The organism is Sphingobacterium lactis (assembly GCF_011046555.1).
Taxonomy (GTDB): Bacteria; Bacteroidota; Bacteroidia; order Sphingobacteriales; family Sphingobacteriaceae; genus Sphingobacterium; species Sphingobacterium lactis.
This window is the reverse complement of record NZ_CP049246.1, coordinates 2,356,731-2,369,306: the sequence shown is the minus strand read 5'-3', so window position 1 is coordinate 2,369,306 and position 12,576 is coordinate 2,356,731. Positions and strand designations below refer to the sequence as shown.

The window sequence follows — 12,576 nt, the reverse complement described above, 5'->3', positions numbered from 1 at the left end:
AATGTTTTAATTACATTGTCGTTTCCTTATGAAGATATTGATTATTGAAGACGAAGAAGCCTTACGCCAAAATCTGGAGGAATTTCTGACCGCAGAGCAATTTGTTGTTGAGTCAGCTCCGGATTATGACGCTGCATTGGATAAAGTCATGAACTACGACTACGATTGTATACTCTTGGACATCATGCTTCCTGGAGGGAACGGACTTGACCTTTTGCGGAGCTTAAAGGAAGCACATAAAAAACAACCGGTATTGATCTTATCGGCAAAGGATTCTGTCGAGGATAAGGTATTGGGGCTGGAGATTGGCGCCGATGATTATCTGGCGAAACCCTATCACCTCTCCGAATTATTGGCGCGCATAAAGTCCATCATTAGGCGCAATTCCAGAGATGGGGAGCAACTCATTACCTACAAAAATGTGTCGTTGAATCCCGATAGCCGGCAAGTGTATGTCAATGGACAGGAGATTGTCCTTAACCGGAAGGAATTTGATTTATTTTATTATTTCATGATCCGCCCCAATAAACTCATGGAAAAAACGACCTTAGTGGAATCCGTTTGGGGCGATCACAGTGATCAAGCGGATAACTTGGATTTCCTCTATTCACAGATCAAAAATGTCCGCAAAAAACTGAAAGAAGCGGATGCACAAATGGACATCCAAGCGGTTTACGGTGTGGGTTATAAATTAGTATAATGGCGATTTCTGTAAAATATTACACCAATAAGTATGTTGCGATTACCATTTTGATCATCATGGCGATCTGGGCCCTCCTATTCTATGCATTCCTAATGGATGAGGTTTATGACAATGTGGATGATGGGCTGAAGAATCAAAAAATTGAGATTATTCGCGAAGCATACGACGATCCCAGTATCGTTATGAATAACCAACAATATGGGATCAATCAGTTTCGTATCCTCCCTGCCCAACCGAGCGACAACCTGGACAAGAATCATTTCTCCAGAGAACTGATGTATATGCCTTACGATGATGAAGATGAACCCTACCGAATTTTAAAAACGGGTTTCTATACGAAAGATGGTAAAGCCTACAGTCTGGAAATACGGACGTCCACCGTTGAGGAAGATGACTATCTGATCAATCTTGCCATTGCACTTTCCGTCCTTTACCTTGTTATTGTCTTGAGCATTCTACTGATCAATCACTTTATCATGGGCAGAGCTTGGCGCCCCTTCCATCATATCCTCAGAAGCCTAAGCAACTATCGTTTTGGCAATAAAACCTCCTTTTCCCCTGTGCAAACGGGAATAAAGGAATTTCAGGAACTCAATGGACAAATAGAAAAGATGATCAAACGGAATGAAGATGTATTTGTCGAACAGAAGCGATTTCTGGAAAATGCATCGCATGAATTGCAAACCCCATTGGCCATCACCATTGGAAAGCTTGATTTGCTTCTCCAGGAAGGAAATCTTGAAGAAGGACAGCTGGTCAAAATCGCCGAAGCGAAACAATCCCTTCACAGAATGGTGGCGTTGAATAAATCACTTTTGATGCTGTCAAGAATAGAGAACAACCAATATTCGGTTACCCAGGAAGTAGATTTCAATGCATTAACGCTCGAGCTTTTGGATGATTTCCATGATCTGATCGAATTTCGAAACATTCAGCTTAACGTACAGGAAATGGGTAAGTTTAAGACAGATATTAATCCTGAATTGGCGAGAATCTTGTTATCTAATCTGTTGAGGAATGCAATTAAATACAATCTGGATGGGGGAAAGATAGAAATAGCCTTGGATGAATCGGCAATAGATATCGCGAACGATAGCAAAAGCACTGCACTAAATCCCGACTTTATTTTTGCTCGTTTTCATAAAGGTATGCAAGATAACCAATCCAATGGATTGGGGCTATCCATTGTTCAGTCCATTTTGGAACACCATAAAAACTTACAAATCAGTTATGCCTATACTGCTGGCATGCAACATTTCACGTTAAAGAAATAAAAAAAAATACAATTGGGAATGTGATTCCCAAATCTTTCCAGATTTGCTGTTCATCTTTGTTATATAAAATTTAAACACATGAACAATCTAATAAAAACAGGACTTGTTGTTTTGATCGCAGGATCATCATTTCAAGCTATCGGACAGGAAAAGGTCATTCAATTAAATAACCTTCCAAACACAGCGCAACAATTTGTAAAAACGTACTACGGTAACGAATCAGTTTCGTTGGTAAAATCGGAGAAAGAAACCTTCTCCCCAATCGAATACAAAGTCGTTTTTGCAGACGGTACAGAAATCGAATTTGACAAGAATGGAGAATGGAAAGAAGTGGATGCCAAAGGTAAATCTGTACCCCAAGCAATCGTCCCTACATCTATCAAAAACTACGTAAACAAGAGTTTCCCGAACAATGAAATCAAGCAGATTTCCAAATCATCTCGCGAAATCGAAGTTGAACTGACCAGCGGTATCGACTTGAAATTCAACAAGAAAGGTGAATTCATTAAAATCGAAGACTAATAACAAATTACTTAAACAATTTACACACATAAGAACATGAAAAAATTACTATTATCCCTAGTTGTATTATTTTCCGTAACAGCATTATTCGTATCCTGTGACGACAAAGAAACAGTAGTTGCCGAGGGCGAACTACCTCAAACAGCGAAAACCTTCCTGAATGCGAATTTTAACGGCGTTAAAATCCTTTCGGTAGTTGAAGAAAAAGAAGGACTAACTGGCAAGGAATACGATGTATTATTAGACAACGGTATTGAAGTGAAATTCGACAAAAATGGTGATTGGTTGGATATTGAAGCACAGAATAATGCTAATGCTATACCAGACAACGTTGTTCCAAAAGCAATCTTGGACTACGTGAAAGCTAATTACAAAAATGCAGGCATCAACAGCTTAGAGAAGGAAAGACACGGATTCGATGTTGAATTGACAAACGGATTGGATCTTGAATTCGATAAAGATGGTAAATTCATCCGTATCAATCCATAATGAACTCTTGCACTCCTTGACATAATAAGGAGCATGAATTCATAGCTTAAAATAAAACAGCCCGTGGGAATACCTACGGGCTGTTTTATTTTCTTTCTGGACGAAATTAATTACTTCTATAACTTGTCTTGACCGTGATATTTGCAGTTTTCTTTCTGGAAGTGGTATTAAAGGCACCTCCATACGAATACTCTTCATTCTCATTTTGCCCGGTAATCTGAAAGATTCCCAAATCGGCTTTAACCAAATCACCTAATGCGCCTCCTGCTTCCTTGGCAATATTTTCAGCTCTTGCCCGCGCGTTCTGGGAAGCCTCGGAAATCAATTTCAGCTTCAGATCCTCCAATCCCGAGAAATAATAGTTCGGAGAATTGGAGCTCAGCTCCACCCCTTGTGAAATCAGCGTGGAAATCTCACGCGAAGCGTTATCGACTTTGCCCAATTCTTTGGATTCTACAGAAACGTTCTGGGAAAGACTATAACCAGTGAATGTATTGGTACTATTCCCATTCTGATCCGTATGGTAAGCGAAATCTCTGGTGATATTAACCGCATTGAACAGGATTTCCTTCTCATTGATACCTTGACGCACCAAGAAATCGCGAACCAAATCCCGATCACGTTTCAATTGTTCAGATGCTTCACTTAAATCCATGGATTTTCGACTGAAAGACGCAGACCATTTGACGATGTCCGCTTCAAAATTAGTCTTCGCATTCCCCGTCACATTAATCGTATTGGAAACCTGATATTTATATTTATAGGCATTGCCAAAAATTAGGGCAAAGATAATGACCGCCAATCCGGCGATTATGGCTATAATTATACCTGCATTTTTCATATATTAAGCATTTATAATAAGATTGTTATCTTCTTGTAAGACCTAAGTTAGTAAATTTTACCTATAATTGAATTCCAAACACCAACATATATGAATCGTAAATTAGGCCTTTTACTTTTGGCCTTGGGAAGCATATCCCTTTCCCATGCGCAAAAGAAACCAATAGACCATTCCGTCTATGACAACTGGAAATCCATTAGTCGCCCAGAAATAAGCAAATCGGGGAAATATATTTACTACTCCATCATGCCGCAAGAAGGTGATGCACTTTCTATATTAAATGATGCCAAAAAAAATCAAATCCTGAGCGTCCCTCGAGCCAGCGACCTTCAACTATCAGAAAATGAAAAATTCCTAGCCACACTCATAAAACCGCTTTTCCAAGAAACTAGGCAGGCAAAGATAAAAAAGAAGAAACCCGAAGAAATGCCAAAGGATTCGCTACTTATCTTTGACCTGACCAATGAAGTATCCATTAAATATCCACAGGTAAAATCATACAAGCTTCCGAAAAAAGGAAATGATTATTTAGCCTTCCTTTCGGAAATAACACCTATGGCCAAACAGGATAGCAGCAAATCGAAAAACAGTAAAAAAGAAAAACCGGTGCAGACGCTAAGTATCCTAAACCTAGCATCAAAGGATACCACCAATATCCCGAAAGTGGACACCTATTCCTGGAGTGAAAATGGCAAGTATCTGGTTTACTCGATAAAAGGTCCAGAAAAGGATAGCTTAAATGAATCTGGGCTTTTTATTATGGACATGAAGGATAAGAAACCAAAAAAGATAAGTGCGGGAAAAGGAACATATAAACAGCTAACCTTTGATGATCAGGAGCAACAACTCTCCTTTCTTGCTGATAAAACACCGGAAAAATCGCTATTGAAAGATTACAAGCTTTACTATTACACCAACAAACAGGATTCAGCCATTGTTCTTGCTGATCAACAAAGTTCTGGAATCCCTAAAAATTGGTCGGTTTCCGGTGATGGCTCAATAACCTACAGCAAATCGGGCAAGCGGCTTTATTTTGGACTTGCACCTATTCCCCGAGTAAAGGACACGACTTTGGTGGAGTTTGAACACGCCAAGGTAGATATATGGCACTGGCAAGATGATTATTTACAGCCGATGCAATTGGTTAATTTGAAGCGTGATCAAAGCCGCAGCTACACAGCAGTTCTGCATACACAGGGCAATAGGCAAGTGCTACCCCTATCTGATGACACGTTTAATCGGATAAACCTCACGCCCGAAGCGGACAATGAGTGGGCGCTGGCCACTTCGGACAAAGATTACAGAATCGAAACGCAATGGTCCGGGGGCAGCAGATCAGATATTTATGCGGTATCGACCTTAACGGGAAAAAATAAATTGGTCACAAAATCCAATGCTGGTTATGCGATGTTATCCCCAAAAGGTGAGTACATCATCTACTTCAACCGTGATAACGGCAGTTGGAATAGTTTCCACATTCCATCTGAAAAAACAGTTCAATTGAATGATGGCCTAGCGGTGAGTTTTGTTGATGAAGAGAATGACGTCCCAGCAGCACCAGGCCCGTATGGTATAGCAGGTTGGACCACCGACGGCAAACATGTATTCATCAATGACCGTTATGATGTCTGGAAATTAAGCCTCGATGGAAAACATAAAATAAACTTAAGCCAAGGATTGGGTAGAAAGAATCAAATTGTCTATCGCATCCAAAATTTATATAGACAGGATGATCCACGGATAGGTTTCAATGAAATCGATGAGAGCAAAAGTATCTATCTGACGGGGTTCAATAAGATCACCAAGGAAAATGGTCTTTACAAATTAGGTAAGAACGATATTAGCCCCCTCTGGTCCGGCCCATTTACCTACAGAATGTTGTCCGCGGATGAGAAGTTGAATACTTTAATCTATACCAAAGAAGATTACGTGCATTCACCGGATCTTTATGTCTTGGAAGATTTTAAAACAGAGACACGTTTGACGGACATCAATCCGCAGCAAGACAATTACAATTGGGGAACCGCTGAATTGATCAACTGGACTACCCCTCGCGGTTTCAAAGCTGAGGGAATTTTATACAAACCGGAAGATTTTGACCCCAACAAGAAATATCCGATCATCGCCTATTTCTATGAGACATTAAGCGATGGTCTGTATACTTACCAAGCACCGGCACCAACACCATCACGCTTAAATATCCCGTATTTCGTCAGCAATGGTTATTTGGTGTTCACACCTGATATCCGTTACGAAGATGGTTACCCTGGTCGTTCTGCTGAAGAGTATATCAATTCAGGGATGCTGCACCTTGCCCGGAGCAATGCGTGGGTTGATTCTACAAAAATGGGCATCCAGGGTCAAAGCTGGGGAGGTTATCAAGTAGCACATTTAATAACGCGTACTGATATGTATGCTGCGGCTTGGTCAGGTGCCCCAGTGGTCAATATGACCTCCGCCTATGGCGGTATCCGGTGGGGAACGGGTATGTCACGTCAATTTCAATACGAGAATACCCAAAGTCGTATCGGTAAGAGTTTGTGGGAAGCACGGGATCTCTACATTGAAAATTCACCACTCTTTTTCATGGATAAGGTAAATACACCTGTTGCCATTATGCACAACGATCAAGATGGTGCCGTGCCGTGGTACCAAGGTATTGAATTCTTCACTGCCCTTCGAAGATTGAATAAACCGGTTTGGCTGTTAAATTATAATGGCGATGACCATAATTTAATGCAAAGACAGAACAGAAAGGATATTCAAATCCGTGAAGCACAATTCTTCGATCATTTTCTTAAAGGAAAGCCTGCTGCTAATTGGATCAAAAAAGGTGTCAAAGCAACTGAAAAAGGAATAGATTGGGGTCTTGAGACAGAATAATAACGTGTAAAAACCAAAAATAGCCGATAAAAATTCATTTTTATCGGCTATTTTTATTAAAAAACAATCGAAACATTAGAAATCAATTATTTTTTCAAAAAAAATTACTTGTTTTTCTAAAATTACTCTACTTTTGAATATTATTTCTGATAAAATAAAGACATAATCAACAAACTTATATTTAATACACCAAAAACATCATGTTAAATTCAAGACTTTCAGCAGTTGAATCCGCTTCCAAGCACATGTTCAACGAAACAACGGAGGTGAATTCAGAGCGTGCGATTCACATTTACAACAAAAATGTATTCAGCATCAACAAAATGAGAGATTATCTTCCAAAAGGCACCTTTCAAGAGTTGACCACTGCTATTGATGAGAACAAGAGAATCAGCCGCGAACTGGCGGATTACATTGCACAAGCCATGAAAACTTGGGCATTGGAAAACGGTGCGACACACTATACCCACTGGTTTCAACCGTTAACAGGTTCGACAGCAGAAAAACATGATGCTTTTTTTGAGCCCGATAGTGATGGTAGTGCTATTGAGAAGTTTAATGCCGATGCACTTGTTCAACAGGAACCTGATGCATCCTCATTCCCAAATGGCGGTATCCGTAACACTTTCGAGGCACGTGGGTATACGGCATGGGATCCTTCCTCCCCTGCTTTCATCTTTGAAACAGGCGCCGGTAAAACACTTTGTATCCCAACGGTATTCGTTTCTTACACAGGAGAATCTTTAGATTACAAAGCGCCTTTGTTGAAAGCCATTGCTTCCATCGATCGCGCAGCAACTGAAGTTGCTCAATACTTCGATAAAGCGGTAACAAAGGTGACTGCCTCTTTAGGTATCGAACAGGAATACTTCTTGGTAGACCTTGCCCTTTACAATGCCCGCCCGGATCTGCAATTGACAGGTAGAACCTTATTTGGTCACATGTCCGCTAAAGGTCAACAATTGGAGGATCATTACTTCGGTGCTATCCCTGAACGTGTATTAGCGTATATGGTGGATCTTGAAAATGAAGCCCTTAAACTAGGTATTCCATTGAAGACCCGTCACAATGAAGTTGCACCATCGCAATTCGAATGTGCACCTATGTTTGAGGAAATCAACTTAGCCATTGACCACAACCAATTGTTGATGAACGTCATGGAACAGGTTGCCATCCGCCATAACTTCAAAGTGTTATTGCACGAAAAACCATATAGTGGAGTAAACGGATCAGGCAAGCATAACAACTGGTCCTTGATCACCAATACAGGAGTTAACCTGTTGTCACCTGGGAAAACGCCAAAGAACAACCTGATGTTCTTGACGTTCTTTGTGAACACCATTAAGGCAGTATTTGAACATGCCGATCTATTGCGTGCTTCCATTGCCAGCCATTCCAATGACCACCGCTTAGGTGCCAATGAAGCTCCTCCGGCAATTATCTCCATCTTCTTGGGCTCCCAATTGGATGAGATCTTGGAAGAGGTTGAATCTGCACGCGTAGCGAAGAAAGTGAAGGCTGATGCTAGCTTGTGGCATGGTATTCCTAAAATTCCAGACTTAAAGATGGATAACACCGATCGTAATAGAACTTCGCCATTTGCTTTTACAGGAAATAAATTCGAATTCCGTGCAGTTGGTTCATCCGCAAACTCCGCCCTACCTATGACTATCTTGAATGCGATCGTGGCAACCCAGTTGATCGAATTTAAGAATGAAGTGGATAAGCAAATCAAAAAAGGAACGAAAAAAGACCTTGCCATCTTGAACGTGGTGCGCAAATACATTAAAGATTCAAAAGCAATCCGTTTCGAAGGAAATGGCTATAGCGAGGAATGGGAAATCGAAGCTGCAGCACGTGGCCTATCCAACATCAAATCCACACCTAAAGCTTTGGATGTCTATGTAAAACCAGAATCCATTGCGCTCTTTGAAACTTTGGGAATCTTCAGCAAAAGAGAATCAGAAGCCAGACATGAGATCTTGTTGGAGAATTTCTTCAAGAAATTACAGATCGAAGCACGTGTTATCGGTGATGTAGTAACAAGTCAAATTGCGCCGGCATGTATCATCTACCAAAATCAGTTGATTGAAAATGTACGCGGTCTAAAGGATTTAGGGCTTAACAAGGAAGCATACAGCTCCCAATTGAACTATGTGGAGCGGATCTCGAAACATGTGAACATTATTCTGGAACAAGCAGAAGAAATGCGCCAAGCACGGAAAAAAGCAAACACGATTGAAGATATCCGTGAAAAAGCAATTGCTTATGATGAGGTGGTAAAACCATTCTTCGATGAAATTCGATACAATGTCAATAAATTGGAAAAAATAGTTGACGATTCGAAATGGCCATTGCCGAAATTAAGAGAGTTACTTTTTATTCACTAGAATTTACTAGTATATAGTACTTAGTATTAAGAATTAAGACCTAGGACGTCCAATTGGGCGTCCTTTTTTTTGGAAACGACGGAATGCATTAATCAAACGAGGATCTGACTATTAGACAAGTGATTATGGATTTATTTTACGCCGACAAAAGAGGCGAAGCATAGGTTTTTGTGCAGGATATCCACCTCTGAAAAACCGACTTTTCGGAGCATGTCCAATTGGTACATGAGGGGTCTTGGGGAATCTTCTTTTTCAATATAGGCGAAAACATGGTCTCTATAGGCTTCATCTTTTAGTTTGATGAGGTAATCACCGTATAGTTCTTGGTAAACAAATTTTTGGAGCGCTGGATTTTGCTGTTGGATCAGGTCGAATATCCAGATGCTGCCTCCTGGTTTTAGCCAATTGTATAATTTTTTGAAGGCATCTTCCCAATCCTGGTCATCACGCAGGTGATGGAGGACCGCTGTAGCGATGATGACATCAAATTGCCCAGCAGCAAATTCCATTTTCCGGAAGTCACCCTGTGCAGTTTTGGTTTCTCCGGTGTTCAATACCCGTACGCGTTGCTCGGCACGTTCCAACATGGGCTTACTTAGATCCACAAGTGTCATGTTTAAAGGGCTTTTCTGCTGAAGTAAGCTCACATCATAGTTACCCGCACCGCAGCCAATATCCAATACCGTGGCCAACTTTGGGTATGCTTTGACAATTGCCGTCGTGATCAGGTCCATATTGAATTTAGCATCCAATGTGGTTAACTGGCCGGTTTCCAGATTCGAAAATCGTTCCACATCCTGGTCAAAACGCTCCTGGATTTCCTTCACCGAAGATTTCTTGCTGTACGTCATAATTTTGTTGATTGGGTATTTTATACCACGAAGATACTGCTAAATCACCCAATGAAGGGAATATAATTTGGAATCTTAGGCACATCGAAGTATAATGCACAAAAAAAGGGCACTATGCCCTTTCCTCATCATGTTGACATGACTATAAACTAACTTGTCAAAGTTGATCAATTAACTTTTCTTTTTCCTACCCGCAATACGGATAAAACTACCAAAATTACTGATTCGTTAATCGACTGCCTTTTTGAAAATCATTGATATAAATTCTGGATCTAATGTCTCCAGATCGATCAATTTCAGATCCTTTACCATTTTTGCGGTCTCGTTTTTATAAAATTTAAAATGTTCGGTTTCCAAATGCGAAGAATACGCTTGTTTTGACGCATAGATTTCTAGAATTCGGATTTTATGAGGCTCGCCCGCAATCGTCATAGGAAAAATGGAGAGTACTCCCTTTTCTTTAGCGACGGATTCCTTGGCTTCATAGACCAGAATCTTTCTATAAGCCTCGATACATTCGGGACGAATTTCAATTTCCGCCAATCGGACATAGAGTTTGTCATTTTGTTGGTTTATTTGCGCCTGTACCTGCGAAACACCTATTAAAAGCAAGGTTAGCAAGAATATTCTTTTAAGCATCTGTTTCATTTTCAATGAATTGTTTAGTGTATTTTTTTTCATACCTTTTGCAATGATAACTTTTTTTAGCGGAAGCTTGTTTAAGGAGTTACGAATTTCATTTGCCTACCTCGGCAGAAAACCTCATTTTTATAGAAAGAGGGAATCGAAATGAAATTACATAGTATAGATACTGGATTTTTTAAACTGGATGGCGGTGCCATGTTTGGCGTTGTTCCAAAAAGTATTTGGCAACGGACAAACCCTGCCGACGAACGAAACCTGTGTACTTGGGCCACCCGTCTGCTCCTTATCGAGGATGGCAAACGGTTGACGTTGGTGGACACTGGGATTGGCGACAAACAAGATGAAAAATTCTTCAGCCACTATTACATGCACGGTGATGCCACCTTGGATTCTTCCCTAGCGAAGTTGGGTTTCCACCGTGACGATATCACAGACGTTATTTTGACTCATCTTCATTTTGATCACTGTGGAGGTGCCATCGTTCGCGAAGGTGAGCGCTTGTTGCCAGCATTTAAAAACGCACGATATTGGACAAACAAAGATCATTGGGAATGGGCGGTAAACCCCAACCCGCGTGAGAAAGCATCCTTTCTCAAAGAAAATATCTTGCCGATCCAAGAGAGCGGTCAGTTGAACTTTATCGACATCGGCGCTCCCCAATATGATTCATCTATACAGATGCGTTTTGCTAATGGCCATACCGAAGCCATGATGTTGCCGCAGATTGAATATAAGGGAAAAACCTTACTGTATATGGCAGATCTGCTTCCTTCCGTCGGCCATATCCCCATCGCCTATGTTATGGGGTATGACGTGCGTCCTTTGGTAACCATGCAAGAGCGTCAAGATTATTGGAAAGAGATCGTGGATAAGGAATACATTATGTTTCTGGAGCATGATGCTGAACATGAATGCGCCACGCTGCAGTATACAGAAAAGGGCATCCGACTGAAAGACACCTTCAAATTAAGCGAACTATAAGTCAGCGATGTCTGTAGATATAAAAAAACGTCTGGACCGAATCGTTGAAATCCTGATCCAGATGCAATCAAAGCGCGTTGTTCGGGCACAGGATTTGGCCGATCGTTTCGACGTGAGCCTACGTACCATCTATAGGGATATTCGCAGTCTGGAACAAGCCGGCGTTCCCCTAATTGGGGAAGCGGGAATGGGCTACAGCCTGATGGAAGGCTACCGCCTCCCTCCTGTTAGTTTTACCAAAGAAGAAGCACTCAGTTTCGTAGCTGTGGAAAAATTAGCGGAGAAATTCTTGGATGAAGCCAGTGCGGCCATCCATGCCTCCGCCATGATGAAAATAAAGGCCATCCTAAAAAGTCAAGAACTCGATCTGGTCAACCATACCCAGGATCAAATCATCATGCGTAAACAGGGAAGCCCTATATTTCAGGAAAAAGTTCCCCATGTACTGAGCTACGCCATTGAAAGCATAGCCAATAAAAAACAAGTACAGATTGATTATCAAGGCATTAAAGACGACCGTCCGCAGCTTCGGACCATTGAGCCGATTGGCATTATCCATGAAATCGGCTTCTGGTATATCGTTGCTTTCTGCATAGAAAAACAAGACTTTCGGCAATTTCGAAGCGACCGCATCAACCGGATTCAATTAACAAAAACACCATTTAGTACCCGTCACATGACCATTGGGGAATACCTAGAGGCAAAAGCTCAACCCGAAGCACCTAAAGTCAGGGCCATTATTCGGGTAAAACCCGAATATTCCAGTTATCTCCGTTGGCAAAGGAATTACTACGGCCTAGTAGACGAAATTAAACATGCAGATCATATTGAGATGCATTTTGATGTCAAAGATATAAAGCATGAATTTCCACGATGGTTGTTAATGTTCGGAGATATGATCGAAATCGCTGAACCACAAATTTTACGCGATAACTTTATAAACCTATTACGTGAGATCAGCCTCAAGCACGAACCTAAAATTTAAAGTCTGCTATAA

General features: G+C 41.0%; 11 protein-coding genes. 8 read left to right on the top strand and 3 right to left on the bottom strand.

Features of this window, described 5'->3' with window-relative positions:
* Window positions 1-28 precede the first annotated feature (28 nt).
* The 4 genes from G6N79_RS10400 to G6N79_RS10385 all read left to right on the top strand — a co-directional run bounded on the left by G6N79_RS10400 (window position 29) and on the right by G6N79_RS10385 (window position 2,988).
* Entirely contained in the window at window positions 29-700 is a 672-nt protein-coding gene (locus tag G6N79_RS10400; RefSeq protein ID WP_103907260.1) for a response regulator transcription factor, read from the top strand.
* Window positions 700-1,977: a sensor histidine kinase gene (locus G6N79_RS10395; protein ID WP_103907259.1), complete on the top strand. Its 1,278-nt coding sequence runs from the start codon at window positions 700-702 to the stop codon at window positions 1,975-1,977. Before G6N79_RS10400 ends, G6N79_RS10395 begins: the two co-directional genes overlap by 1 nt.
* Before the next feature lie 78 nt (window positions 1,978-2,055).
* A complete protein-coding gene (locus G6N79_RS10390) occupies window positions 2,056-2,499 on the top strand; it encodes a PepSY-like domain-containing protein (protein ID WP_103907258.1) in 444 nt (147 codons plus the stop codon).
* A 36-nt stretch (window positions 2,500-2,535) separates the two neighbouring features.
* Entirely contained in the window at window positions 2,536-2,988 is a 453-nt protein-coding gene (locus G6N79_RS10385; protein ID WP_103907257.1) for a PepSY-like domain-containing protein, read from the top strand.
* A 106-nt stretch (window positions 2,989-3,094) separates the two neighbouring features.
* Here G6N79_RS10385 and G6N79_RS10380 read toward each other — a convergent pair whose 3' ends face one another.
* A complete protein-coding gene (locus tag G6N79_RS10380) occupies window positions 3,095-3,829 on the bottom strand; it encodes an SIMPL domain-containing protein (RefSeq protein ID WP_103907256.1) in 735 nt (244 codons plus the stop codon).
* 90 nt (window positions 3,830-3,919) lie between these two features.
* Here G6N79_RS10380 and G6N79_RS10375 point away from each other — a divergent pair, with 90 nt between their 5' ends.
* Together G6N79_RS10375 and G6N79_RS10370 are read left to right on the top strand one after the other, a co-directional pair.
* Window positions 3,920-6,712: a S9 family peptidase gene (locus G6N79_RS10375; RefSeq protein WP_103907255.1), complete on the top strand. Its 2,793-nt coding sequence runs from the start codon at window positions 3,920-3,922 to the stop codon at window positions 6,710-6,712.
* Between the two features lie 200 nt (window positions 6,713-6,912).
* Window positions 6,913-9,102 carry a glutamine synthetase III family protein gene (locus tag G6N79_RS10370; RefSeq protein WP_103907254.1) on the top strand — a complete coding sequence of 730 codons (2,190 nt, stop codon included), beginning with the start codon at window positions 6,913-6,915 and terminating at the stop codon, window positions 9,100-9,102.
* Window positions 9,103-9,233: 131 nt separating this feature from the next.
* Here G6N79_RS10370 and G6N79_RS10365 read toward each other — a convergent pair whose 3' ends face one another.
* Together G6N79_RS10365 and G6N79_RS10360 are read right to left on the bottom strand one after the other, a co-directional pair.
* A complete protein-coding gene (locus G6N79_RS10365) occupies window positions 9,234-9,953 on the bottom strand; it encodes a class I SAM-dependent methyltransferase (RefSeq protein ID WP_103907253.1) in 720 nt (239 codons plus the stop codon).
* Window positions 9,954-10,181: 228 nt separating this feature from the next.
* Entirely contained in the window at window positions 10,182-10,634 is a 453-nt protein-coding gene (locus G6N79_RS10360; protein ID WP_200818827.1) for a putative quinol monooxygenase, read from the bottom strand.
* A gap of 108 nt (window positions 10,635-10,742) precedes the next feature.
* On the opposite strand from G6N79_RS10360, the gene G6N79_RS10355 reads away from it, so the two are divergent.
* Window positions 10,743-11,579 (top strand): MBL fold metallo-hydrolase, encoded by an 837-nt coding sequence (locus G6N79_RS10355; protein WP_103907252.1) that lies wholly within the window; start codon window positions 10,743-10,745, stop codon window positions 11,577-11,579.
* Between the two features lie 7 nt (window positions 11,580-11,586).
* Window positions 11,587-12,564, top strand: a complete 978-nt coding sequence (locus G6N79_RS10350; RefSeq protein WP_103907251.1) for a helix-turn-helix transcriptional regulator — start codon at window positions 11,587-11,589, stop codon at window positions 12,562-12,564.
* Window positions 12,565-12,576 lie beyond the last annotated feature (12 nt).

Bases quoted from the DNA above. Each gene is read 5' to 3' on its own strand.
- G6N79_RS10400 (WP_103907260.1), top strand. From the start codon at position 29: ATGAAGATATTGATTATTGAAGACGAAGAAGCCTTACGCCAAAATCTG.
- G6N79_RS10395 (WP_103907259.1), top strand. From the start codon at position 700: ATGGCGATTTCTGTAAAATATTACACCAATAAGTATGTTGCGATTACC.
- G6N79_RS10390 (WP_103907258.1), top strand. From the start codon at position 2,056: ATGAACAATCTAATAAAAACAGGACTTGTTGTTTTGATCGCAGGATCA.
- G6N79_RS10385 (WP_103907257.1), top strand. From the start codon at position 2,536: ATGAAAAAATTACTATTATCCCTAGTTGTATTATTTTCCGTAACAGCA.
- G6N79_RS10380 (WP_103907256.1), bottom strand. From the start codon at position 3,829: ATGAAAAATGCAGGTATAATTATAGCCATAATCGCCGGATTGGCGGTC.
- G6N79_RS10375 (WP_103907255.1), top strand. From the start codon at position 3,920: ATGAATCGTAAATTAGGCCTTTTACTTTTGGCCTTGGGAAGCATATCC.
- G6N79_RS10370 (WP_103907254.1), top strand. From the start codon at position 6,913: ATGTTAAATTCAAGACTTTCAGCAGTTGAATCCGCTTCCAAGCACATG.
- G6N79_RS10365 (WP_103907253.1), bottom strand. From the start codon at position 9,953: ATGACGTACAGCAAGAAATCTTCGGTGAAGGAAATCCAGGAGCGTTTT.
- G6N79_RS10360 (WP_200818827.1), bottom strand. From the start codon at position 10,634: ATGAAAAAAAATACACTAAACAATTCATTGAAAATGAAACAGATGCTT.
- G6N79_RS10355 (WP_103907252.1), top strand. From the start codon at position 10,743: ATGAAATTACATAGTATAGATACTGGATTTTTTAAACTGGATGGCGGT.
- G6N79_RS10350 (WP_103907251.1), top strand. From the start codon at position 11,587: ATGTCTGTAGATATAAAAAAACGTCTGGACCGAATCGTTGAAATCCTG.